This is a genomic window from Aquimarina sp. EL_43 (assembly GCF_943422735.1).
Classification (GTDB): domain Bacteria; phylum Bacteroidota; class Bacteroidia; order Flavobacteriales; family Flavobacteriaceae; genus Aquimarina; species Aquimarina megaterium.
Window position 1 is genome coordinate 4,978,314 of the sequence record NZ_CALSBR010000001.1, and the last position, 23,625, is coordinate 5,001,938.

The 23,625-nt window shown below is 31.2% G+C and carries 27 protein-coding genes; 12 read left to right on the forward strand and 15 right to left on the reverse strand.

What is annotated here, in order from left to right:
* The first annotated feature begins 30 nt into the window (after positions 1-30).
* Positions 31-1,239 carry an ATP-binding protein gene (locus NNL09_RS21435; protein WP_025665561.1) on the forward strand — a complete coding sequence of 403 codons (1,209 nt, stop codon included), beginning with the start codon at positions 31-33 and terminating at the stop codon, positions 1,237-1,239.
* Here the strand turns inward: NNL09_RS21435 and NNL09_RS21440 are convergent.
* A complete protein-coding gene (locus tag NNL09_RS21440) occupies positions 1,236-2,804 on the reverse strand; it encodes an NAD(P)/FAD-dependent oxidoreductase (RefSeq protein ID WP_196909963.1) in 1,569 nt (522 codons plus the stop codon). The genes NNL09_RS21435 and NNL09_RS21440 overlap by 4 nt on opposite strands.
* A gap of 172 nt (positions 2,805-2,976) precedes the next feature.
* Here NNL09_RS21440 and NNL09_RS21445 point away from each other — a divergent pair, with 172 nt between their 5' ends.
* The 6 genes from NNL09_RS21445 to NNL09_RS21470 all read left to right on the forward strand — a co-directional run bounded on the left by NNL09_RS21445 (position 2,977) and on the right by NNL09_RS21470 (position 8,777).
* Entirely contained in the window at positions 2,977-3,519 is a 543-nt protein-coding gene (locus tag NNL09_RS21445; RefSeq protein ID WP_196909962.1) for a porin family protein, read from the forward strand.
* 188 nt (positions 3,520-3,707) lie between these two features.
* The gene (locus NNL09_RS21450) at positions 3,708-5,636 is read left to right on the forward strand and encodes a BatA and WFA domain-containing protein (RefSeq protein ID WP_196909961.1); all 1,929 of its coding nucleotides are present in this window, start codon (positions 3,708-3,710) and stop codon (positions 5,634-5,636) included.
* Entirely contained in the window at positions 5,633-6,886 is a 1,254-nt protein-coding gene (locus NNL09_RS21455) for a dihydroorotase family protein (protein WP_196909960.1), read from the forward strand. Before NNL09_RS21450 ends, NNL09_RS21455 begins: the two co-directional genes overlap by 4 nt.
* Before the next feature lie 66 nt (positions 6,887-6,952).
* The gene (locus tag NNL09_RS21460) at positions 6,953-7,282 is read left to right on the forward strand and encodes a membrane protein (protein ID WP_025665556.1); all 330 of its coding nucleotides are present in this window, start codon (positions 6,953-6,955) and stop codon (positions 7,280-7,282) included.
* Between the two features lie 21 nt (positions 7,283-7,303).
* Positions 7,304-8,113, forward strand: a complete 810-nt coding sequence (locus tag NNL09_RS21465; protein WP_196909959.1) for a hypothetical protein — start codon at positions 7,304-7,306, stop codon at positions 8,111-8,113.
* 4 nt (positions 8,114-8,117) lie between these two features.
* Positions 8,118-8,777 carry an alpha/beta hydrolase gene (locus NNL09_RS21470; protein WP_196909958.1) on the forward strand — a complete coding sequence of 220 codons (660 nt, stop codon included), beginning with the start codon at positions 8,118-8,120 and terminating at the stop codon, positions 8,775-8,777.
* A gap of 2 nt (positions 8,778-8,779) precedes the next feature.
* Here NNL09_RS21470 and NNL09_RS21475 read toward each other — a convergent pair whose 3' ends face one another.
* Positions 8,780-10,042, reverse strand: coding sequence for a cell wall metabolism sensor histidine kinase WalK (locus NNL09_RS21475; protein ID WP_025665553.1), 1,263 nt, complete (start codon positions 10,040-10,042; stop codon positions 8,780-8,782).
* Positions 10,039-10,716 (reverse strand): response regulator transcription factor, encoded by a 678-nt coding sequence (locus NNL09_RS21480; protein WP_025665552.1) that lies wholly within the window; start codon positions 10,714-10,716, stop codon positions 10,039-10,041. Before NNL09_RS21480 ends, NNL09_RS21475 begins: the two co-directional genes overlap by 4 nt.
* A 317-nt stretch (positions 10,717-11,033) precedes the next feature.
* Between NNL09_RS21480 and NNL09_RS21485 the strand changes: the two genes are divergently transcribed.
* The 4 genes from NNL09_RS21485 (at position 11,034) to NNL09_RS21500 (ending at position 13,766) form a co-directional block, all read left to right on the forward strand.
* A complete protein-coding gene (locus NNL09_RS21485; RefSeq protein WP_196909957.1) occupies positions 11,034-11,390 on the forward strand; it encodes a DUF3887 domain-containing protein in 357 nt (118 codons plus the stop codon).
* Positions 11,391-11,417: 27 nt separating this feature from the next.
* Positions 11,418-12,278, forward strand: coding sequence for a hypothetical protein (locus NNL09_RS21490; protein WP_152538309.1), 861 nt, complete (start codon positions 11,418-11,420; stop codon positions 12,276-12,278).
* A gap of 246 nt (positions 12,279-12,524) precedes the next feature.
* Positions 12,525-13,166 (forward strand): outer membrane beta-barrel protein, encoded by a 642-nt coding sequence (locus NNL09_RS21495; protein ID WP_196909956.1) that lies wholly within the window; start codon positions 12,525-12,527, stop codon positions 13,164-13,166.
* A 111-nt stretch (positions 13,167-13,277) separates the two neighbouring features.
* A complete protein-coding gene (locus NNL09_RS21500; RefSeq protein WP_035096132.1) occupies positions 13,278-13,766 on the forward strand; it encodes a hypothetical protein in 489 nt (162 codons plus the stop codon).
* Positions 13,767-13,991: 225 nt separating this feature from the next.
* Here NNL09_RS21500 and NNL09_RS21505 read toward each other — a convergent pair whose 3' ends face one another.
* The 12 genes from NNL09_RS21505 to NNL09_RS21560 form a co-directional block, all read right to left on the reverse strand.
* Positions 13,992-14,570, reverse strand: a complete 579-nt coding sequence (locus tag NNL09_RS21505; RefSeq protein ID WP_196910318.1) for an NAD(P)H-dependent oxidoreductase — start codon at positions 14,568-14,570, stop codon at positions 13,992-13,994.
* Between the two features lie 5 nt (positions 14,571-14,575).
* Positions 14,576-14,914 (reverse strand): hypothetical protein, encoded by a 339-nt coding sequence (locus NNL09_RS21510; protein WP_196909955.1) that lies wholly within the window; start codon positions 14,912-14,914, stop codon positions 14,576-14,578.
* 57 nt (positions 14,915-14,971) lie between these two features.
* Complete coding sequence (locus NNL09_RS21515; protein WP_196909954.1) at positions 14,972-15,553, reverse strand: Crp/Fnr family transcriptional regulator; 582 nt, start codon at positions 15,551-15,553, stop codon at positions 14,972-14,974.
* A 133-nt stretch (positions 15,554-15,686) separates the two neighbouring features.
* Positions 15,687-16,466: an alpha/beta fold hydrolase gene (locus NNL09_RS21520; protein WP_196918847.1), complete on the reverse strand. Its 780-nt coding sequence runs from the start codon at positions 16,464-16,466 to the stop codon at positions 15,687-15,689.
* Positions 16,467-16,749: 283 nt separating this feature from the next.
* Positions 16,750-17,127 (reverse strand): DUF2200 domain-containing protein, encoded by a 378-nt coding sequence (locus tag NNL09_RS21525; protein ID WP_035096138.1) that lies wholly within the window; start codon positions 17,125-17,127, stop codon positions 16,750-16,752.
* Positions 17,128-17,336: 209 nt separating this feature from the next.
* The gene (locus tag NNL09_RS21530; RefSeq protein ID WP_196909952.1) at positions 17,337-18,242 is read right to left on the reverse strand and encodes a hypothetical protein; all 906 of its coding nucleotides are present in this window, start codon (positions 18,240-18,242) and stop codon (positions 17,337-17,339) included.
* Positions 18,243-18,326: 84 nt separating this feature from the next.
* Positions 18,327-19,484, reverse strand: coding sequence for an integrase core domain-containing protein (locus NNL09_RS21535; RefSeq protein WP_254514271.1), 1,158 nt, complete (start codon positions 19,482-19,484; stop codon positions 18,327-18,329).
* A gap of 318 nt (positions 19,485-19,802) precedes the next feature.
* Positions 19,803-20,345 carry an ATP-binding protein gene (locus tag NNL09_RS21540; protein ID WP_255518924.1) on the reverse strand — a complete coding sequence of 181 codons (543 nt, stop codon included), beginning with the start codon at positions 20,343-20,345 and terminating at the stop codon, positions 19,803-19,805.
* A gap of 115 nt (positions 20,346-20,460) precedes the next feature.
* Positions 20,461-20,934, reverse strand: coding sequence for a CPBP family intramembrane glutamic endopeptidase (locus tag NNL09_RS21545; protein WP_196911290.1), 474 nt, complete (start codon positions 20,932-20,934; stop codon positions 20,461-20,463).
* 190 nt (positions 20,935-21,124) lie between these two features.
* Positions 21,125-21,919 (reverse strand): alpha/beta hydrolase, encoded by a 795-nt coding sequence (locus NNL09_RS21550; RefSeq protein ID WP_196911291.1) that lies wholly within the window; start codon positions 21,917-21,919, stop codon positions 21,125-21,127.
* A gap of 239 nt (positions 21,920-22,158) precedes the next feature.
* Complete coding sequence (locus tag NNL09_RS21555; RefSeq protein ID WP_196911292.1) at positions 22,159-22,836, reverse strand: LytTR family DNA-binding domain-containing protein; 678 nt, start codon at positions 22,834-22,836, stop codon at positions 22,159-22,161.
* Entirely contained in the window at positions 22,829-23,467 is a 639-nt protein-coding gene (locus NNL09_RS21560) for a sensor histidine kinase (RefSeq protein ID WP_160170092.1), read from the reverse strand. The genes NNL09_RS21555 and NNL09_RS21560 overlap by 8 nt, the downstream gene beginning before the upstream one ends.
* Between NNL09_RS21560 and NNL09_RS26225 the strand changes: the two genes are divergently transcribed.
* A complete protein-coding gene (locus NNL09_RS26225; RefSeq protein ID WP_255518925.1) occupies positions 23,466-23,597 on the forward strand; it encodes a hypothetical protein in 132 nt (43 codons plus the stop codon). The two genes, NNL09_RS21560 and NNL09_RS26225, sit on opposite strands and share 2 nt — an antisense overlap.
* Positions 23,598-23,625: the final 28 nt, after the last annotated feature.

Sequence of the window (23,625 nt, forward strand, 5' to 3'; positions counted from 1 at the left end):
TTCTTATATAAATCAATTCTTTGTAAGAGGATGATATCGAATGCTATACCCATAAACGAAAACTTTAGGTTAGAAGCTTTAAAATCATTAGACATTCTGGATACCGAATCACAGAAGGAGTTTGATGAGATTACTGCGCTTGCCGCGTATATCTGTGAAACAGATATGGCACTAATTTCATTAGTAGATAATGATAGACAATGGTTTAAATCTAAACACGGTTTAAAAACCTGTGAGACTCCTCGTAATAATTCGCTTTGCTCTCATGTTGTTTTACAACCTCATGCTCCTTTAATAATTAAAGATACCCGAGAGGATAAACGTTTTAATGACAACCCAATTATTCTAGAAGAAAAACCTATTATTTTTTATGCCGGAATTCCTTTGATAGATAAAGATGGTTTTGCTTTGGGGTCCTTATGTGTTATGGATAGTGTTCCCAGAGAGCTTTCTAATAAGCAGCTAGAATCCCTTAACGCTCTGGCAAAACAGGTGATTATTCTTTTTGAGCTTAACAAAAAGAATAATGATCTTCAAATAATTCAAAACAAATTAAAAAAACATAACGAATCTTTAAGGGAATTTGCTAGAGTGATATCGCATGATCTCAAAATGCCATTAGCCAATGTTATTACATCTACAGATTTATTAAAACTTAAACTGGAAGATAAACTCGACAATGAAAGTTTAGAATATTTTGATTATATCAAAACTTCTTCTTTCTCTATGAGTAGTTATATTAGTGATGTACTTGATCATTATGAGAGTGAAAGTTTAATACATAATGAACCCGAAGAATTTTACTTAAATCACCTATTGAATAAAATTGTTGATTTACTTACTATGAAACCGGATTTTACTATCTATTTCCCAGAAGAAGATCCAATCATACAATGTAATAAACTAGCATTAAAACAAATTTTCTTTAATCTTATCGGAAACAGTATTAAATATAATGACAAAGATCAGATCATTATATCAATAGAAACTAACGAAGATGAGAATTTTTATTATTTCAGAATAACAGATAACGGAATGGGGATTCCGAATGATAAGTTGGATACCATTTTTGAGCTTTTCACTACCGCTAATACTACAGATAGAAGCGGTAATAAAGGTAATGGTATTGGGCTTTCTACAGTAGAAAAATTAGTTAAGAATCTAGGAGGTTATATTAAAGTATCTTCTAAAGAAAAAATTCAGACCACTTTTGAGTTCTCTATAAAGAAATCTATTTAGACTGTTTTCGATAGTATTTTTGCTACACAAGCCTGAGCACATTTTTCACCATCGATAGCTGCAGAAATTATACCTCCGGCGTACCCTGCTCCTTCACCACAAGGATATAATCCTTTAATTTGTGTATGTTCTAATGTTTTCCAGTCTCTGGGAATACGAACAGGTGATGATGTTCTAGACTCGGGAGCATGCACTACAGCATCATTGGTAAGATACCCTTTCATGCTTTTGCCAAATGCTTTAAAACCATCTTGTAATGTTTGATGAATAAATTTAGGGAACACTACACCCATATCAGCAGATGTTAAACCTGGTTTATACGAAGTTTCTGGAAGATTTGTTGATATTCTTCCTTCAACCATATCTACCAGTCTTTGTGCAGGAACCTTTTGAGTCTTCCTTCCTATTTGCCAAGCGTACTGCTCTATATTTTTCTGAAAATACATCCCCGATAAAGGACCATATTTAGAAAATTCCTTAAAATCTTCTATCCGCAATTCTATAACAATACCACTATTGGCGGTAGGTTGATCCCTCTTAGAAGGAGACCAGCCATTTGTAACCACTTCTCCAGGGCTGGTAGCACAGGGAGCAATCACACCACCGGGACACATACAAAAAGAATACATTCCTCTGCCTTTTACTTGTTTTACGATACTATATGGTGAAGGAGGTAAATAAGGCCCTCGAACTTCACAAGAATACTGGATCTGGTCTATGAGTTTTTGCGGGTGTTCTACTCGTACTCCCAAAGCAAATGGTTTTGCTTCGATCTCTATTTGTTTATCATACAATAGTATAAATATATCTCTTGCAGAATGTCCAGTGGCCAAAATAACGTTATTCGTAGCAATAGTACTCCCATCCATTAGAGTAACGCCATAGATTTCAGAATTTTTAATTTCAAAATCAATTACACGAGTATTAAAATGTACTTCTCCTCCTCTTTCAACAATTTTCTCTCGTATTGCAGTTATAATGCCTGGTAATTTATTTGTTCCGATATGTGGATGTGCTTCGACCAAAATTTGATCGGTAGCTCCAAATCCAACCAAAAGCTCTAAAATACGATGTACATCTCCTCTTTTCTTAGACCGGGTATATAATTTACCATCACTATATGTACCTGCTCCACCCTCTCCAAAACAATAATTAGAATCCTCGTTAACAATATGATCTCTGGTAATAGCTTTAAGATCTCTACGACGTGCCTGTACATCTTTTCCTCGTTCTAAAACAATGGGTTTACAACCTAATTCAATACAGCGTAGTGCTGCAAACAGGCCTGCAGGGCCGGCTCCAATGATAACTACCTCTGGTGCATTAGAAACATCTGGATATTCTGGTAATACAATGGGTTGATTTATATAGTCTTCCTGTACATATACTTTAAGCTTCAAATTGATCTTAATTGCTCGTTGCCGCGCATCTATAGAACGTTTTAAAACCTGAATATGTCTAATTTCATCAGAAGGGATTCCATTTTTATGTGCTACCTTACTTTTTAATCGATCGGGATGTGCCGCAATTTCTGGCGAGACTTGTATCGTGAATTCGTATTGCAATCTTAGCTTAGGTTTTGAATTTAGGGCGAAGATACAACATTCTTTGCTTCAAAATAACTCTTATAAAACATCAAAATAGTACTTATAAACAAGCCGAATCTTTCTAGATTTAACCTTTTCTTAAGATATTAGTCCCTATCTTTGACCTCAAACAAACCTTAAATTTACAATTATGAAAAAGCTTTTTTTATTAGCAATTGCGGTAATCGGTTTTTCAATTTCTTCAAATGCACAGGACATCAAACTTGGTTTTAAAGGTGGTGTAAACTTTGCTACATTAAATGGAGACGGTTACAATGGTTTAGATGGACGTACAGGATATCATATTGGTGCTGTAGTTCAAATAGGATTATCAGATATGTTTGCTGTACAACCAGAACTTATATATTCTGCTCAAGGGGCAAAATTTAAAGCCTTAGGTATTGATCAAGATATTGATGTTGATTATTTAAACCTTCCTGTTTTGGTAAAATTAAAATTCGCTAAACTTTTTAGTGTAGAAGCAGGACCTCAATTTGGTTTTATAGTTAATGATAATTTTAATGGTGGTACTGATCCAGAAAGCTTTGATCTAAGTGCAGCTGTAGGTGCCGGAGTAGAATTTGGTTCTTTTTTCGGTCAATTACGATATAATATTGGATTTACTGATATCGTAGATAATGTAGAAGCTAAAAATTCTGTATTTCAAGTTTCTGTTGGATACTATATCTTTTAGTAAAAAAAAAGATTTATATAGAAAGAGCGGAAGTTTTACTTCCGCTTTTTTTAGACATAAAAAAATAATGTCTCCTTCCCTTACCACTTCGTACTTATTTTAATTTTTGATTGATAATTTGTGAATTGATAATTTTGAAATTCATAAATCCCAAATCTTATAGTATATTTGACAAACCTTACTAAGGAATGCAGTTTAAACACCCAGAATTTCTTTACGCTCTCTTTGCACTTATAATTCCTATTCTAGTTCATTTATTTCAGTTACGGCGCTTTCAGAAGGTTAATTTTACAAATGTTGAGTTTCTAAAAGCGGTTACGGTACAAACTCGAAAGAGTTCTCAGATCAAAAAATGGTTGACACTTCTTGCTCGATTATTAGCTATGGCGGCTATCATTTTTGCTTTTGCACAACCATTTCTGGCATTAGAAGAAATTGTAGGTAAAAAAAGTAAAACCGTTTTATACCTTGATAATTCGTTTAGTATGCAGGCCAAAGGTTCTAAAGGGCCACTCCTAAAACGTGCTGAACAAGAAATCCTTAGTGACCTTCCTGAAGAGGAAACCATATCTCTTTTTACCAATACAGAGACTTTTATTGATGTTTCTAAACAAGATATTCAAAACGACTTGTTACAAATCGAGTACTCGTCTAATCAACTTTCGTATTCAGCAGCCTATCTTAAAGCTAAACAGTTAGTAGGAACATCTCCAGAAACCAATAAACGTATCATAATGGTTTCAGATTTTCAACAAAAAGAAAATGCCTTTAGTATACAAAAAGATACAGATACAAAAACACACCTTGTTCAGCTACAACCTGTCACCAGGCAAAATATTGCTATCGACAGTCTGTATTTAAGGCATAATACCAATAATGATCTCACTCTTAATGTAGTATTAAGCAATACCGATACTAATGCAGAAAACACCTCTATTGCGCTATATAATGACGATAAATTGATTGCCAAAACTGCAGTTTCTATTCCGGAAAATGGCACAGCCGAAACTGAATTCCGCTTAGATGAGAATATAAAAATTAATGGTACGGTAACTATAGAAGACCCCGTAATAACTTTTGATAATTCAAGGTTTTTTACCATAAATGCTCCAGAAAAGATAAAAGTTGTTGCTATTAATGAAACAGATGATAGTTTTATAAAGAATATTTTTACTTCGGATGAATTTGTAGTGCTAAGCAGCTCTGTCGAAAGGCTTAATTACAATGATATTAGTAATGCAAATCTGGTAATTATTAATGAGGTTAAGCAAATTCCGGTATCACTTATCAATGCATTAAAGCCTTTTGTTGATCAAGGAGGTACTATTTGTCTTATTCCTGCAACAAATGGAGATTTGGTTTCGTATCAACAGTTTATAAGCGGATATTCGACACAAGGGTTATTGGCAGAAACAACACGTGAAAAGAAAATCACATCTATTAACTTCTCACATCCATTATATCGTGGGGTTTTTGATAAAAAGATTACCAATTTTCAATATCCAAAGGTAAATAGTTATTATCAGGCAAATGCATCCAATATCGTGCTATCTTTTGAAGATAATAGCCCTTTCTTATACAAAACAAATAATATATATGTATTTACATCGGCTATAAATCAGGAAAATTCTAATTTTAAGAATTCTCCTTTAATCGTTCCTACATTATATAATATTGGTAAACAAAGCTTACAGCTTACCGATATATCATATACTATTGGTCAGATTAATTCTTATGATATTCCTATATCTCTCGGACAAGATGGAATATTGTCTTTGGTCTCTGATCAGGAAAACATTATACCATTGCAACAGAGTTTTTCTACAAAAGTGAATATAACGACAGACGAAGTTCCTACACGAGCAGGGATTTACCGTGTACAAGATAAAAATACCAGTGTTCAACAACATGTAAGTTATAATTATAATAGTGCAGAGAGTGATTTACAATACTATAACTTAACTACTACAGAAGATTATCAAGTAAGCCAATCAGTCACAGAGCTTTTTGACCAAATAAAAGAAGAGACTAGTGTTAATGAACTTTGGAAATGGTTTGTTATTTTTGCGTTGATATTCTTGCTAATTGAAATACTACTATTAAAATATCTAAAATGAACTTCTTATTAAAGGCTGCTACTGTAATTGACCCAAAATCCTCTTTTCATCGTCAAACAGTTGATGTATTAATCGAAAATGGAATAATTACAGATATAAAGAAGACAATCAAAGCCCCTGATCATGTTGAAGAAGTTACATTAGATAACTTACACATCTCACAAGGATGGTTTGATAGTAGTGTAAGTTTTGGTGAACCAGGATATGAAGAACGTGAAACTATTGAACATGGTTTACAAGTGGCTGCAAAAAGTGGTTTCACAGCTATAGCGTTACACCCAAATACATTACCTATAACCGATAATAGCACTTCTATAGGTTTTCTAAAAGGAAAGTCTCAAAATAGTGCAGTATCATTATATCCTATCGGAGCCTTGACCATACAGTCCAAGGGTGTAGATATGGCAGAATTATATGATATGCAACAGGCAGGTGCTATTGCCTTTGGTGACTATAAAAAAGCCATTCAAAATCCTAATTTATTAAAGATTGCTCTTCTCTATGCACAAAATTTTGATGGATTGGTTCTATCTTTTCCTCAAGAAAATAATATTGCCGGTAAAGGACTGGTTAATGAAGAAGAACAAAGTACTTTACTTGGATTGAAAGGAATTCCTGCGCTAGCAGAAGAATTACAGATTGCGCGAGACTTGTTTCTACTAGAATATACAGGTGGCACCTTACACATCCCTACAATTTCGACAGCCAAATCGGTAGCATTAATTAGAGATGCTAAGGCAAAAGGATTACAAATAAGTTGTAGTACCACCGTTCATCATTTAACCCTAACTGATAAAGAGCTGGTTACATTTGACACTAATTATAAAGTACTTCCTCCATTAAGAACGCAAAAAGATGTAGATGCCTTGGTAAAAGGTATAAATGATGGTACAATTGATATGATTACCAGTGATCATCAACCTATAGATGTAGAACATAAAAAGGTAGAGTTTGATCACTCAAAATACGGTACTACCGGTTTAGAAAGTGCTTTCGGAGTTCTTAATACGATATTAGATATTGAAGAAACCATAGCCATGCTTACTAGCGGTAAATCTATTTTCAAAATAGAAAGTGAAAGCATTGAAAAAGATAATAAAGCAGATTTATCTTTATTTAATCCTACAGGTGATACCACTTTTACAGAAGAGCATGTTATATCTTCTTCAAAAAATAGTGCTTTTATAGGAAAATCTACAAAAGGAGCTCCTTATGGTATTATCGCTAACGGAAAAATGATATTAAAATAAGTATATTACAAAACTAATTCTTCATTACGATCTAGTGTAGTAATAAAATAATATAATACAACAATTATGCAATCTGACTACGCAAAACAAGGAAAAACAGCAGCTATTGTTTCATATATCACCATTATTGGTACAATTATAGCTTTTTTCATGAATCAGGAAAATAAAAATCAGTTTGCAAGTTTTCATATCAGGCAAGCATTGGGTTCATGGATTAGTTTCTATCTTTTAATAGCTTTGGCTAATATTTTTGACTCACTAATGATTCATATCGCTTTCTATATCTTCTGTATCGTGCTAATTGTTTTTGGGCTTATCCTGGCAATACGAGAAGAGCAAAAAACAGTTCCTATTTTGGGGCCTTTCTTTCAGGAATGGTTTAGTTTCATTAAATAGAAGGTTATAACGAACTATTTTATGTTTAAAAAAATAGCAAAACTAGTTCTTAAACTCTTATTATTTCTTTTTTTAACCGCTCTAACGCAAATTGGTGGAGTGATATATATTCTTACAGAATTACTGGTTAAAAGAAATATACATAAGTATAGGTTAAAAAAAACGGCCATATTTCTTATCACTTATATATGTATAACGTTTTTGATTATCCCCCATATCGCCCCGTTATTTGGTAGAGAAAAAATTAAAGATACTACACAAATAAAAGCTCATAGCTTCGTAACAAAATTTCTAAATCGAAATTATGTACATCTTGAGCTTTATACTGCATTAGAGGAAATTGCAAATTCATTTCATCGATCTAATCCTGATATCGCACTGGTATATCTAGATGCTAGCTTTCCATTTATAGATGGTTTTTCATTGCTTCCGCATTTGAGTCATAATGATGGAAAAAAGATTGACATCTCATTTATTTATCAAGATCAAAATAATGAGACGACCAACAAAAAACCTTCAATTAGTGGCTACGGAGTATTTGAATCGCCTACCCAACAAGAATATAATCAAACCTTAATTTGTAAACAAAAAGGAAATTGGCAATACGATTTTACCAAATACACAACTTTTGGAACCTTAAACAAAGGGTTAAAATTTTCTGAAAAAGCTACAAAAGATTTACTTTTGGCAATCGTAAAACAAAAACAGATAGAGAAGGTTTTTATAGAACCACATCTAAAGAATAGATTAAAGGTACAAAGTACCAAAATACGATTTCATGGATGCCAGGCAGTACGGCATGATGATCATATACATATACAATTAAAATAAAACTATGCAAACCAAACCACTATCCCTATATCATATTATAAAAGAACCTACAATAAAAAAAGATAAGACTCCTGTTCTATTTATGTTTCATGGGTATGGTAGTGATGAAAATGATCTTTTTTCTTTTGCTACAGAACTACAGGAAGAATTATTCATTATTTCGGTTAGAGCACCTTATCCTATGCAACCATATGGTAATGCGTGGTATGCAATTTACTTTGATGCTGCCCAGGGAAAATTTAGTGATGATAAACAAGCTATCGAATCCAGAGATAAAATTGCTGCTTTTATAGATGAAGCTATCGATGCTTATGATTTGGATAAGGATAATGTTACTCTTCTTGGATTTAGCCAGGGAACGATCCTTAGTTATGCAGTTGCACTCTCCTATCCGCAAAAAGTAAAAAATGTAATTGCATTAAGCGGTTATATAAATGAAGATATTCTGGCTGATAATTACAAAGTAAATGACTTTTCTAAGCTTAATTTATATTGTTCTCATGGTAGTGTAGATCAGGTAATTCCTGTGGATTGGGCTCGTAAAGCTCCTGTGCTACTCTCAGAACTTGGCATAACAAGTTCCTTAAATGAATTTCAGGTAGGTCATGGTGTCGCTCCCCAGAATTTTTATCAATTTAAAGAATGGTTGAGTACTCACATTTAACATTAGAATTTTAGTGTAACCTTATGCCAAATGTCAGTATTTTTATAATTTATTGAGAAGTCGTAGTAATCGGCAATTCGATATACTAGTGACAAACCAAGACCACTAGAATCAAGCTTGTTTCCTGATTTCTTAAAACGTCCGAATAATTCTTCTTCTGATATTTCTAATGGTTCTCCTGTATTTTTAATCTCAAAATATGCATTGGTAAGTGTCATTACGATTTTCCCTGATTCTATATTATGTTTTATAGCATTACTAATCAAATTATTAAACAGCACATAGGCCATTGTTTCATTAATCTCTATCGACGGATTTTCTTTAAAATCAAGAGTTACCTCTATATTTTTAATATCAAGTAATTCTTTTACTCTTCCAATTTTCTTTTTAAGATATTCTGCCACGATTAGTTTTGATGTATCTATAAATTGATTATTATCAATTTTTGATAGTAAGGAAAGATTATCTTTAAGCTTTGATAACCTTCCTGTAGACTCGTATACTTGTCCTAAAATAGATATTTGCTGTTCAGAAAGATTTTTATCCTGCATCAAAAGCTCCATTTTATTTTTAATAATTGCTAATGGTGTTTGTATCTCATGAGAAGTATTCTCGGTATATTCTTTTAAATTCTTATAATCCTTTACCACTTGATTTGTCATGAGTTCGAGTGTAGAATTTAACTCTTCAAACTCTAATATATTAGTTTCACTAAAAGATAAAGGCTTTGGTTTTTTAACATTAAAATCTTTTATCTGGCTTAGCGTATTATAAAAAGGTATCCAAATTCGTTGCGAAACGATATTACTCAATACAAGCATCGTAATAAAAAACAAAGCAGTAATCAAAGCAATAACCTGTGTAACACCTCTTATTAAATCTTCTGTAGATAGTAATGATTTGGTTATAGAAAAGACATAGAAATTATCTCTCACTTTGTCAGAGAAGGTGATCTGCCTATAGTTCATCTGCTCATTTTGGTATTCATTAAATAATATCGTGTCTTTTATAAATGTTTGGATTTTTGGGTCATTATCTACTTTTTGGATAGTAATATTATCTCCAATATTTAGACTATAACTACTTAATAACTCATCATGCCTATACAACTCATCAATCAATTCTTCTTTTGCCGCAAATAATTTATCATTAAACTCGCTATTTACAGTACGTCTAATAACAAAATAAGAAGATAAACCTCCCACAAGAGATACAATAAATAGTCCTGTAAAATAATAACGATTAGATAAGCTTAGTAGTTTCATTGATCAGAAAATTTATACCCTACGCTGTATACAGTCTGTATATAATCTTTACCACCATGTTCGAGAATTTTTTTTCTAAGGTTTTTTAAATGAGAATAGATAAAATCATAAGAATCTGCAATCCCCATTTCATCTCCCCATAAATGTTCTGCAATAGATCCCTTGGGAATTACACGATTTGGATTCGAGATAAAATATAGCATTAGATCATACTCCTTTTTAGTAAGTTTTAGAATTTTGTTATGTACTTTAACACTCATTTCATAAGGGAATACTTCAATTTCATTAAAGGTAATCGTGTTTTGGGCATCAAAATTTCTTCTACGTATAATCGCCTTTATACGTGCATTTAGTTCTGCAAGATCAAATGGTTTTGTAAGGTAATCATCTGCTCCAATATCAAGGCCATAAATTCTATCATCGATAGCATTGCGTGCAGATACAATGATGATTCCTGATTTTGATCTCATTTCTTTAATCTGTTTAATAACATCAAGACCACTACCATCAGGAAGGTTAATATCAACAACCAGGCAATCATATTCATAATCCCAGCTTTTTTCCTTTGCCTCTGCTAGATTATCTGTCCATTCACATTGGTATCCTTCTCTCCCAAGGTACTGCACCATCGATTCGGCAAGCATATGTTCGTCTTCTATAATTAGAATTTTCACTTCTTTCAGATTAAATTTAATAGTCCAATAACCTTTAATTAAAGAAACAAATAATTATCAGAAAGCAAAAGTTTTTGCAAACAATATTCATCTTCAAAAATAGAGTTGATTTTCAACTTAAAAACAACAACATAACAAGCTGTTTTACAAACACCTACCTTAAAAACAGTTTCTAAACAACTTCTACAGATTTCCTACAGATTCTCCACAAATTCTCTACAGATTCTAATTCTACTTTCGCACCCAATAAAACAAACTGGTTACAAAACAACAATTTAACCACAATTAAAAAATGTTTTAACCATAATTTAAATACTATGAAAAAAATACTTAGCCTAATCTTATTTCTTTTTTTACAAATCAGTTTTTCGCAAACCCAAGAGGATTATCAAAAAATAATTACCGAAGTAACTGATGCATATAACGCAAAAGATGTCGATAAGATTTTTAACTCGTTCTCACCCCAGTTACAATCGACATTTACAATCGAAAAAGTAAAACAATTTGTTTCTGAAAACCAGTCAAAAAAAGGACCAATGGGAACTTCTTCTTTTTTATTAGATGAAGACAAAGCAAAAAGATACCTAACAGAATTCGAAAATACTTCTATGATTCTAATTCTGGGATTATCCCCCGATAAGAAAATTACAAAATTAATTCTTGAAGAATACTAATATATAAACACTTAAAAAATAATAGAAATGAGAAATAATTATTTAACTGCTAAATCAGCGTATATACTCTTTATACTAGGAATAACGACATTTAGTATAGTCAATGCCCAATCTAAGCCAAAATATGGCGTAATGACCTATAATAAAGCTATCAATATATCTGAGAAACAAGGTATGCTAATTCAGAAAATGGCTAAAGATTACCTATATATGGTAGAAAATTCGGATGATGACAAGGCGTCAAGAGATCTCATGACAAGTAAAATTATTTTTGAAAAACAAAATGAAATCTTGTCTAAAAATTCTAGCAACAAGGCAACAAAGAGTAAAATTAAAAAAGTGGGAAATCTATGGGTAGCATTTAAAAAACATATAGAAAGTACTCCCAATTTTGATGATGCCAAAAAAATTCTGAACCTAAATACAGATTTACTTAAAGAAACAGAAAGTGTTGTGCGTTCTATTGTGATAGAATCCAAAAATGCTAATAAAACTATAAAAGGATTAGCTAATGATGACTCTTATAATGAAAAAGATCTAGAACTGAAAAAAATCATAACCGTCTCAGGAAGACAGCGCATGCTTGCACAAAGATTGGCGTTATATTATTTAGCAAATCACCCAACATTGAAAGACAAAAACTCTGAACAAATGTTGAAAAACATATACAATGAAATAGATGGAATGAATACCCCATTACTTCTTTCAGATTTTGATAATGCCGAAATAGATGAAAAAATCGCAAATGCATTAACCATCTGGGAACTTATCACACAAAATAAACTTGGAAAACAAGGATACAAGCATAAAGAAATCTATGATATTTCTAATAAACTCACCAGAGCATATAATGAAATAACAACTTTATACGAGCATACGAAACTATAACAGACCTACTCCCCTGGTTTTGTAGACAACATATCAAAATCTAAGCTAATCTCCCAACACATCAATATCTTTCGAGCTAATTAATGTGCCTTATCCCCAGGGCACTGCTTCGAAAAATTCTAAAGATTAGTTTCCATTTCCACTCTTAAACCTAACAATAAAATATCATCTATTTCTAGTACAAGTAGTGTATTAGAATGTAGAAACGTAAAAAGAATACATTAAATATTTTAAGAACATTAACGCATGAAAAAAATACTTTTAATTACTACTGCAATGGCATCTTTCGCTTTTGCTAATGCTCAAGAACATCACAATAGTGCTACAAAAGAGCACCATTTTGCTAAAGATTATGATAAAAAAGGAGAATTTGAACAAGGAGATATATTTGTTTCTGCTTTGTTTGGATTTGATTCTAAAACAATTAAAGACGAAGGAGAAGAACATAAAGATATTATGTTAGATGTATTTACCAGAGTCGGTTACCTTATTTCTAATACTGTAACTGGTGGTGTAAAATTTGGATACGAAAGTGAAAAAGAAGAAGAAGGAGAAACAGAAATTAGATCTCATCATGGACTTATCGGAATATTTGGACGATATGATTTTACTCCGGGTCATAAATTCTCTCTTTTTGGTGAACTTGGAGTAGATTACCTTACAGCCGATGTAGAAAGAAATGGTTTAAAAAATAAAGAAAAAGGGTATAAAATCGGGCTTATCCCTGGATTAACCTATTTCCTGAATGATCATTTTGCTATTGAAGCTTTATGGGGAGCTATATCTTATGAATCTATGAAAGCTGATAAAAGAGAAAAATCTACCGACGAAATTATTGTAGGGTTTGATTTCGAACATATCAATTTTGGATTGGCATACAAATTCTAAAAACAACATCCGTATAGCCTACTATAGCAGTTATTTACCCTAAAATCACCTATACATTACGGTTGTATTGTTATATAACTAAAAATAATTACAATAAAATAATAACATACAATGAAACTGATTTTAAAGAAATATGTCTACGTGATCGTTGGATTTTTACTATCCACAATCGGGTATTTATATTGCATCATAGGAAATATAAATTTAGCAGAACAAATAGATATGTATTTTAATTTTATTAAATCATCAAAAATCGATGAATTGATATTTCTATGGTTTAAGTTCTTTGCTTTATTTATTATGCTGAATATCATAGTAATTTTAGAAAAAAAGCGAAACATTGAAAAGAGAAAAATATATCACTCAATGTTATATGCTAGTAATCATATTATACGAAACTTCTTATATCAATCTCACATATTAAAAATGGAAGCCGAAGAAAACATCACGTTTAATAAGAGTACTATTAATATGTTTGAAGAAAGTAAAGATGAAGCAATGCTGTTACTCAAAAAGTTATCTTCGATAACTAAGATTGATGATACTAGTATTTATAACTCAATAAAAGAAGAAGTGGGAAACAAAAACAGTACAGTGTAACTCTTCATACCCTATAAATAAGCTCCTCTCCTCCTAAATAAATTAGGTATTGATATAGCTCAATATGCACTTGAGCAAATCATAATATAGTATTTCAAGAATTTTATCCCTTATCGGGAAGATTGTGTGAACGGCTCTAATACTTAGAATTGTAAAATAGAGTCAAAATGATTGATATATCTATATCTATAATGAGAGGAGCATCCTATTAAATCATGCCAATTATTACTTGTTCATTTGCCCCAGTTTTTCAATTTTTTTCAACCATTTATTTCTAAACTCTTCCGTTGATAATCGGATGGGACCAATTGTCGTGATTTTTACTTTTTTTATCCCAATAAAATTCAATGTTCCCCTTTTCATAGCAAAATGGCTTGGGCTTCTATAAAACAATCTATAATACCAAGCAGGTTGGTCTAATGTGCAAATTATTCTTGCTGTTTTTCCAGTAAAACACTTATCCCACCACAAAGAGTTTTCTTTTTTATTAAATGCAAATCCCGGAAGTAATACTCGGTCTAAAAAGCCTTTCATAATTGCTGGCACAGATCCCCACCAAACAGGATAAACCCAAACAAAATGATCTGCCCATTTTAATTTATCTTGCGCTTCTAATAAGTCTGATTCTAGTTCGGTTCGTTTCCGATATCCAAATTGCAGGTTTGGGTTGAAATTCAATTCTCTAATATTGATTTCTTTTATTTCAGCATTCGATTTTTTTACTCCTTTCGTATACGCTTCTGAAATTCCGAAGTTGAAACTTTCTTTATCAGGATGTCCATTTATGATTAGTATTTTTTTCATCATCTTTAGAAATAAGTTTTCATTTTTTCTTCAAATCTGGTATTGGTTAAATTACTCTCTTTGAAGAATTTATATAATATAAAACAAGCAGGTATTGTTAAAGAAATAACACAAATAAGGAAAGTAGCAAAGCTACAAAAGACATCCAAAGTTTGTGCACCAATTTCTCCAATATAGGATGCAATATTATCTTGCTCGTTTATAAAATAGTTGTGAACTGATTGTGCATAATCAAAAAACCGAATTGAAGTTTCATATAGTAACCAAGTTGGATAAAACCATTTTCTGATTGGCACCCACCATTTTCCAAAAATTGATCTTAATTGTTCGTTGTTTTCTTCCATTTTTTTATTCTTTTTTACAAAAGTCGCTCTAATGGAAGAGTTATCAATTGATCTTAATCAAGTCAGAATTTTAGGATTTCTTATTCTGCTCAATGTTTCTGGTGTTATCCCTAAATAGGAAGCAATATGTATAAGAGGAATCCTATTTTCCATATCCGGATGAATATGTATTAAATGTTTATACCTCTCTTCTGCTTTATTGAATTGAATTGTATATAATCTTTCGCACAAACCCAACATAGTTTCGGTCACAACTTTACTTATAAAACGTTCAAAATCATGATACTTGTTAGAAAGCTTGTCAACCGTATCTTTTGAAAACTCTAAAACTGTCGAGTCCTCAACAAACTCAATATAATGTGGACTTGGTTCGTTACTGAAAAAGCTAACTATAGAAGCCATAAACTGATTTTCAAAAGTAAACCAGTCTGAAATATCTTTACCATCTTTCAAATAATAAGCTCTTGCACAACCCTGTACAATTAAATATGCTTTTTTAGAAAATTGTCCCTCGCGTATTACAATTTCCTCTCTTTTGAAAGTGTTGATTCTTGAATTGGCAATGAACTCTTCTTGGCATTCAATAGATAGTGGAAAATATGTTTTTCCAACTTCAGTTAAAATATGTTTACTGTTCATTTTCTAATTGGCTACAACATACATTACAAAAGATATATGTTCTTTATTATTCTATGCATGTTTATTTACAAATCTAGAGGAATTTTAATTAACTTAAAATTATTTACTATTACTTGATTATATATTTCTGTTGTTATGCGCTGTACTTTATTATTCTATTAATAATTTCAGCAGTTTCAAGAGGTTTTTCTAAGGGAAATAAATGCCCTTCATTAAGCTCAATGGTATCAAAATTTGAAAGGTTGCTTTTCCACCATTTAGCATCAGATTTTTTAAACATCTTACTTTTATTGCCATATATCAGTGTTCCATTTAATTTGTGAATTCCTCTTGGTAACTTGGTATATGTAGAACTATATATCTCGGCTTCAATTTCTTTACTAAACGCTAGTTCAAAACCATTTTCAGATGCTTTCAAACCATATTCAATAAAGTCGTTAAAACACTGATCATTAAATTGCTGAAATAGTTGCTTACCCTTGAAGTATTTGTAGGCTTTTTGTTTTGTTTCAAAAAAAGATTTCCTATTTAATGTTCGTTTCGCAGGTCCGATATTATTTGCAAATCCAAATATTTTCATTAAATGTATCAGTTTTCTTTTCCAGGGATGATAAAGAATCGGTTCTATTACTATTACTTTTCTGAAAAGCTGCGGCTTAATAGAAGCTGCTATTAGTAATAAAACCCCGCCAGTAGAATGCCCAATGCCAATTACAGGTTCTTCGAACTTATTCTCTATAGAATCAATTACTTCTAGAGCCAGGTTTTCGAGATTCCCATTTAGTTTGAATTGGTTATGCCCCATTAATTCGACATAATTTATATCAGCATTTTCTATTGAGTTTAAAAAATGATTGAAACATTTTCCCGGAAAACCATTTGAGTGTGCAAACTGTATTAAATTCCTATTCAATTCTTTAGATTTGTTGGGCATAACGTTTTTTAGCTAAACTGCGTTTTTATGCTTTTTTACACTTTGTTGGCAGTTATTTTAATTCAGTAACTCTTTCAAATGTTCTCAATTTATCAATTCTGCATACTCCAAAGCAGTTTTATTAGCTTTTCATTTCTTTTTATGCTAAATAAACTCGAAAATAATCCCATATTCTTTTTATTTAATTACAAATAACAACCTCTATAACAATCACATAAGCCGATATGCGGCTATCATTTATTATACATTATTAGCCCCTCTATTATTTCTTTTCTTCTCGCATAATTTTCTCCATTTTACGACCTCTTGCCAATTCGTCAATCAGCTTTTCCATACGTCTACACTGTTTATACAATTCGAATTCATCCTCTATTTCTTCAATTCGATAACCACAAACGACTCCTTTAATTAAGTGTGCATTAGGATGTATTTTAGCTTTTTGAAAAAATGTTCTAAAAGTTGCTTTTTCATCAATAAGTACTTGTAAAGCATCTTGATCAAAACCAGTAAACCATTTAATTACTTGGTCGAGTTCTTCTTTTGTTCTACCATTTTTTTCCAATCTATTCAGGTAAAGTGGATAAATGGATGCAAATATCATATTGGCAACCTTTTCATTTTTTTCGGGTGTAACTTTCATTTTCATTTTTATCTGATTTTGAATTGATTGGTGCTAATGTCTTGTATATAAAAAGTAGCGTTTATAGTTACTAGGTTTTCATTATTAAAACTAAAGTAATAAAAAAGTGCAAAACTTTGAGTCTTGCACCTTAATGAGTTATTTTTTATATACTTTATTTCCCAAAGATCGTATATGCAATATACGAATTGTTGTACATAGGAGTATACTTAAAATTCAATTGGAAAATAAACTAAAGAACTGACAACTCTATTTTCTATTTCTCCAGGATTAAATTTGAAGCCACAGTTTTTAATAATATCAACAGCAACTTTATTAAGTTCAGAGTTACTTTCTTCAAAGGGTTCAGGAAAACTTAATTCCCCGTTCTTATTAATTACAAAACTTAAATAACATATTAAGCTTTCGTCGGTTACTTTTTTCGATTTTCCTATTTCGAGTTTTTTTCTATAACATTCAATTGATTCTTTAGTTGGCTGAACTAACTCAACTCTTTTATCCAAAGCGCTATACGAAGCTACTATGATTTTGTCTGTGCCAACTGCAAAATTGCCTTGGTTTAATTCCAATGGTGTAATCTTAATCGCTTCCTGTATTTCAAAATAATCTTCAAACTCTGTAATTGTCTTTATAGAAATACATCCATCAACTTCTCTAAGTTTGTTATACCAATTCCCAACTTGATGATCCTTGAATGATTCATAATCGACCTTAACCTCATCAGAGTAAAAGGTCGTGGATTTGCCATAATTAGATTCATATTTTACAATAAAACAATCTTTGCCCATTATATTGACAACACTATCTCTAAATATTTTTGACTTTTTATAGTTAAAATTAGCCCTTCGCGAATCACGATATGTGATATATGGTTTATTAACATAATCATCGTACATTCTCTTTGAAATGTTATCATAAGTATATGAATATGTTCTTTGATTATTGTTGAAATAGGTAGATTTATAAAAATTCGAAGTAATTAAATATTTGACTTTCTTTCCGTGTTTTAATGACCATAGAGAATCCAAGTCTAAATTCTGTCTTTTAGGAATGATTTTTATGTCATATTCGATTTCACCACTAAAATACTGCGCATTAACGGAAACTGAAATCAAAAGTAAAAGTATTAGTCGCTTATATCTCATTCTTTAATTATGTTCGTTAAGATACATAGTTTACACAAGTTAAAGATTAGGTGTTTACACTAAATTAGTTTCTAACCTTGTTGATTGTTGTTTATGTCTTAGATTTCTTTGATCAAAGAAACCTAAAAATACATTTCTATAATAGACTTTCCAAATACCATTACCTAGCTCTTGGATTCCTACATATTTTCCTTTTAATGCTGCAGTTAAATACACCCAATAATAGGACTTCCATCTTATAGCTCCGCTCTTCGTTACTTTTAGAATTTTATACTTAGAATCATAGTCAAAATCTTTTATTTTTTCAGGGAATGGTCTACAGGAAAAATCGTGTACATCCGCTGGTGTTTTCATATCTAAAGCTTCGTGTGGTCTTATGTGATTATATTCCTTTACAAAGTGGTTTAAACGCCTTTGTTGTGCTTTTAGATCAAAGGCTGAAGGTTTGGCACAAGCCGCTTTTAAATCGCGATGTATACGTTCATGTCTACCATTTTGTTCTGGGTGTGCTGGGTCAGAAAATACAGGGATAATACCTAGTTCTATAAACCAATAAGAGAGTTGTGTAAATCGTTGTATGGCTCTTACAGATCCAAAGGGGCTTCCATTATCAGTATGTATTTGTTTTGGGATGCCGTAGGTTCTAAAAACCTTTGTGAATGCTGTCTTGGCAGCTTTTAGTGTTTCTTTGTAATGTCCTTTGGCGGCGAATAAGAATCGACTTTTAGAGTCCGCTATAGTTAGTGGATGACAGTAGATTTTATTACCCATTAAGAACTTACCTTTATAATCGGCACTCCATACTTCATTACAGTTTTTGGGGTCAAAAATAGGGTGTATAGGCTTTACTCTACGCATTCGTTTTTGAGGGGATACCAAACCGTTTTTTCGAAGAATATTATGAACCGTAACCACAGAAGGGATTTGCTCTTTTGGAAATTCTTTAAACAATAAAACCCTAATTTTCTTCGCCCCCCATAACTTATATTTTTCTTTTAACTTAAGAATACTTTCAATGATTTTTTGATCCGTTGTATTAGGATGTTTTCCAGGCTTTCTGGATAGTTCTTTTAGACCTTCAAAGCCTTGATTTTCGAATCGATGAATCAATTTATAGGCTGTTGGTCTGGAGACTCCAAAACTCTTACATAATTCTGTGATGGTATACTTTCCTGTTCGCCATTCACAGATAAATTCAATTTTTTGTTTCATAGTTGTTGTCGTTTTCCAAGGCATGATAATTTGATTTTTCCCTCAAATTATACCTTAAAAAGTGTAAACTATGTTTCTTTAACTTTGTAAAGGATGTTTGTTTAACGTACCCTAATAATAGGTAACGGTTTGTGTATGAAACGTAGTGTGTAAAATGATGCTAACTTTTCGGATTAACACAGAACCGAATTTTTATGTTTTGTTTTAATTTTTTATTCTAAAGCCAAATTTTTAAATTTGGTGGTCTTTGCAAATAAACAGAAACTTTTGGTTTAGCATTTATTAGCTATGTTTTATACATGTTGTTACCACACCTTTTTATTCAGCAACAATTATTCCTCCATTAATCTCTTTTGCACTCGGTTTCTCAAACCAATTTTCCATAAAATCAAAGTTTTCTTTCGTTACTTCAAATTCGTAAGTAGCTCCTTTTTCATTGTTCCTTTTCATTACTCTTTTCCATCGTGTTTCTTTTGATATGTCCAAAAAATGAATTTTTAGTTCATATTCATTCGACTCAGCAAATTTTCTAAATTTTTCTCTGTGCTCAAATTTTGACAAACCTAAATCGAGAATAGAGTCAGTCTTTGAATTTTCTAATTGTCGAACCAACTCCATTATCATTTTCTCTGCCCTATCAATTCTTTCTAAAAACCATTCCAATCCGTCATCCTTTTTTTTGTCGGCAAGAAATAACGTCTTATTCCATTTGTCAATTGAAAAAATAATTCCGTTTGTTTTACTTTTCAATTCCGTTGAGTATGTCGTTTTTCCAGAACCTGTATTTCCAACTATCAGATGTATCATTTTGCTTTTTTCAAATGTATGGTAACGTGTTCGTGTATGATTAGTTGCGTACAAGTACACGATTATTTTCCGTATTTACAATATAGTAAAAAGTAGGGGAAAACCATTGTCTTAGCCAACTATAGCAATTAAATATACACGTTGTTGGCATGCATTTTTAATTTTTTTGTTACATCACTCTCTCCACCATAGACATACTATTTAATATACAATGAGCAATAATTAAAGGCCATAAATTACGTCCTAATTTCACGTATGCTATTCTCATAATTAAACCAATTAATCCAACTGTTATTGACCTTTCTGACAGGTCATTTGAGTGTATAAACCCAAAAATGACTGCCTGTAACACTAAAGCAATCACTGTTGCATAAGAGGTCATTGAAAAGAATTTTTCAATCCAGTTCATTAAGAACCCTCTATCTAATAATTCCTCCAACATAGATTCAACCCAAATGAAGAAAATAATAAGAAAAAAATGAGACCAATTCCCTTTTAGGTCTCCAAACTTAAAAACTGCACTTTCTGATGAAGTATCTTCTGCAATGGAAATAGGTAAATTATCTTTTATAAGTTCAAAGACAATTATTGAGACCATTACTGCTGTGAAAATAATAACAGAAACACCGAGTGTTTTCCACAAGTTGTCGGGTTTTTTTAGCCCAAACCTTTCTAAGAGACGCCTCTTATTTTCATTCTCCAGCTTGCTACTACTAAAGTTGTAAATGACCAAAAAAGTCCATTAGCTATAAAACCTACTATTGAAGAAGGGTTATTTAAATTCAAATCAACTGTTTTTGTTTTAATAAGAAAGTTTTTATTCGGTTTATTAATTACGGTTTTTTAAATTGACTTAAAAAAGATTGTAATTCTTTCCAATAATCTTGATTGCCTTCAGAACAATTCCAAAGTGATTTTGAACCATGTAATCCTCCTGTTTCTGGTGCATAAATTTTTTTGTTTGAGGTCTGAATTAAATCATAAATTGTTTTAGCGTCTTCATATTCCGAGCTTGAAGCCGCAATAAAAGTTGGAAGTTTTACGCTTTTTGCATATTCATTTATTTGTATCTCTTTATATTCCAATGCCGGTGGTGAAAATGCTATTATACCATCTATTTCAGTTTGATATTCTTTACCAAGTATCAAGACAAGTGATGCAGAATAAGAGCTCCCCCAAACCAACAGTGTTTTGGGGTTAAAATTATCTTTAACATATTGTAAACCAGCTTCCATATCTGGATACGCATGATAATATCGTGTACCTTTATCCAGTTTACTCGCTTCAATACGAGTCTGGTTATCAATACCATTAATTGTATTACCAGACCTTTGGTCTATAGCAATACAATTAAACCCTAACGTATTTAATTCTGAAGCAATTGGATGATATTCTCCACGGCTATAACTACCTTGATGGTATAAAATAATCCAAGGTGTCGATGTATTATTTACCTTGTAAACATCGGCAGTTATTTGTACCTTATCTTTTGACGCGAACTGAACAGTTTCGCCATGAAATTCGACTATACATTCTGGTGTGTTGATGTGGTTATATATTTTAAGTCCTATAAAAACAAGGATTATACTACCAATGACTATTAAACTGATTTTAAATATTTTTTTCATATTTATTTTCCGAGTAATCGGAAATCTTTTTAGTTAAACTTACTCTCCTCTTTTTATTTAGGTTTAATTCAAAAACCCCATATCACTTTTATACAATAGTGATTAGCTAAATGGTTTTGAACTCTAAATTTATATTAATTATATAACCAAAAACATCAAAATAGACCAATGAGTAAAATCTGCAATCGTTAAGTGGATAAGTGTCTATAAGTAAATAAGTTTAATATATACTCTGAAGATTAGTTAAGTTCCTTGAAAACTTTTTCTTTGTAAGAATTGCTAATGGGAATTTCAATTTTATCAATTTCTATATCACTTTTGGTATAAGCTGTTACTTTAGTGAGATTTACAATATATGAACGATGTACACGTAAAAATTGATGATTTAGTTTTTGTTCAAAAGCTGTTATCCCACCTTTAAAAAGGATTTTTTTAGTATTAAAATGAATCTGAATGTAATCTTTCATGCTTTCTACAAACAAAATATCGTTGAGAACGATTTTTATATTTTTTTTATTGCTTCTAATATAGATATGTTCATCCTTTGAATTTTCACTTCTTTTTTTTTGAGTCTCTAAAAACTTTTCTATAGCCTTAAAAAACCTTGAGAAATTAATAGGTTTTAAAAGATAATCAATAACGTTTAATTCGTATCCCTCTAACGCATATTCTCTATAAGCTGTAGTGAAAATGACTTTTGGTTGTGCCATCAGGTTTTTAAGAAAATCTGTACCTGTAAGTAAGGGCATTTCAATATCTAAAAACATTAAATCAATGTCTTCTTCTTTAAGGATTTTAAGAGCCTCTAAGGCTGATTCACACGAAGCTACTAATTCAAACCCTTTTAATTCCGACAAATGTCTTTTTATAAGTTTTCTAGCTAATTCTTCATCATCTACAATTATGCATCTATACATTAGTTATTAAATTTAAGTTTGCTGAAAATTTTTGCTCGTTATCATTTAATTCCAAAACATAATTATTTGGATACAGAATATTGAGTTGCTTTTTAATATTTGGAAGTCCAATTGATATTCTTTTTTGGTTGTTAGTTTCCGAACTCAGTAAAGGTTTTGTGTTTTCTATCTGAAAATAGATTGTTTCGTTGCTTACTTTTAATTTAATATTAATAAAGGCCTTATTTGTTTCTTGACGTACACCATGTTTGAATGCATTTTCTAAGAAAGTAAGTAATAATAGTGGTGCAATATTTGCTTCATTACCTGCTTCGTATTCAAAATTAATTTTCAATCTTTTTCCGTACCGTAATTTCTCTAAAGCAATATAATTATTAAGTAATTTTATTTCATTAGCCAATGGTACAAATTTTTCATTACAACCATATAAGATATAGTCTAATATTTCTGATAACTTATCGATTACTTCGGGCGCATCGTCTGATTTCTCTAAAGTAAGTACATAAAGGTTGTTAAGTGTGTTAAATAGAAAATGTGGATTTAATTGATTTTTTAATGCTTCTAATTCTGATGTTTTTTTTTGCTCTTTTAAAGTCAATACTTCTTTTTGATGTCTATAATACTCAAACATGATTAGAATAATTGTAGGAAAAATCAATGAGGGAATATTATTTAAAAAAGCAAAACCATTTGTGATGCGTTCCTTAAAAACAGGTATGCTTCTTAAACTAAAAATTTCTGGATATTTGGGCACTATATAATAGCTGCTAATTGCAATATATATTACAT

Bases quoted from the DNA above. Each gene is read 5' to 3' on its own strand.
- NNL09_RS21435 (WP_025665561.1), top strand. From the start codon at position 31: ATGATATCGAATGCTATACCCATAAACGAAAACTTTAGGTTAGAAGCT.
- NNL09_RS21445 (WP_196909962.1), top strand. From the start codon at position 2,977: ATGAAAAAGCTTTTTTTATTAGCAATTGCGGTAATCGGTTTTTCAATT.
- NNL09_RS21450 (WP_196909961.1), top strand. From the start codon at position 3,708: ATGCAGTTTAAACACCCAGAATTTCTTTACGCTCTCTTTGCACTTATA.
- NNL09_RS21455 (WP_196909960.1), top strand. From the start codon at position 5,633: ATGAACTTCTTATTAAAGGCTGCTACTGTAATTGACCCAAAATCCTCT.
- NNL09_RS21460 (WP_025665556.1), top strand. From the start codon at position 6,953: ATGCAATCTGACTACGCAAAACAAGGAAAAACAGCAGCTATTGTTTCA.
- NNL09_RS21465 (WP_196909959.1), top strand. From the start codon at position 7,304: ATGTTTAAAAAAATAGCAAAACTAGTTCTTAAACTCTTATTATTTCTT.
- NNL09_RS21470 (WP_196909958.1), top strand. From the start codon at position 8,118: ATGCAAACCAAACCACTATCCCTATATCATATTATAAAAGAACCTACA.
- NNL09_RS21475 (WP_025665553.1), bottom strand. From the start codon at position 10,042: ATGAAACTACTAAGCTTATCTAATCGTTATTATTTTACAGGACTATTT.
- NNL09_RS21485 (WP_196909957.1), top strand. From the start codon at position 11,034: ATGAAAAAAATACTTAGCCTAATCTTATTTCTTTTTTTACAAATCAGT.
- NNL09_RS21490 (WP_152538309.1), top strand. From the start codon at position 11,418: ATGAGAAATAATTATTTAACTGCTAAATCAGCGTATATACTCTTTATA.
- NNL09_RS21495 (WP_196909956.1), top strand. From the start codon at position 12,525: ATGAAAAAAATACTTTTAATTACTACTGCAATGGCATCTTTCGCTTTT.
- NNL09_RS21500 (WP_035096132.1), top strand. From the start codon at position 13,278: ATGAAACTGATTTTAAAGAAATATGTCTACGTGATCGTTGGATTTTTA.
- NNL09_RS21505 (WP_196910318.1), bottom strand. From the start codon at position 14,570: ATGAAAAAAATACTAATCATAAATGGACATCCTGATAAAGAAAGTTTC.
- NNL09_RS21510 (WP_196909955.1), bottom strand. From the start codon at position 14,914: ATGGAAGAAAACAACGAACAATTAAGATCAATTTTTGGAAAATGGTGG.
- NNL09_RS21515 (WP_196909954.1), bottom strand. From the start codon at position 15,553: ATGAACAGTAAACATATTTTAACTGAAGTTGGAAAAACATATTTTCCA.
- NNL09_RS21525 (WP_035096138.1), bottom strand. From the start codon at position 17,127: ATGAAAGTTACACCCGAAAAAAATGAAAAGGTTGCCAATATGATATTT.
- NNL09_RS21535 (WP_254514271.1), bottom strand. From the start codon at position 19,484: ATGAAACAAAAAATTGAATTTATCTGTGAATGGCGAACAGGAAAGTAT.
- NNL09_RS21550 (WP_196911291.1), bottom strand. From the start codon at position 21,919: ATGAAAAAAATATTTAAAATCAGTTTAATAGTCATTGGTAGTATAATC.
- NNL09_RS21555 (WP_196911292.1), bottom strand. From the start codon at position 22,836: ATGTATAGATGCATAATTGTAGATGATGAAGAATTAGCTAGAAAACTT.
- NNL09_RS26225 (WP_255518925.1), top strand. From the start codon at position 23,466: ATGATTAGAATAATTGTAGGAAAAATCAATGAGGGAATATTATTTAAA.
- NNL09_RS21560 (WP_160170092.1), bottom strand. From the start codon at position 23,467: ATGTTTGAGTATTATAGACATCAAAAAGAAGTATTGACTTTAAAAGAG.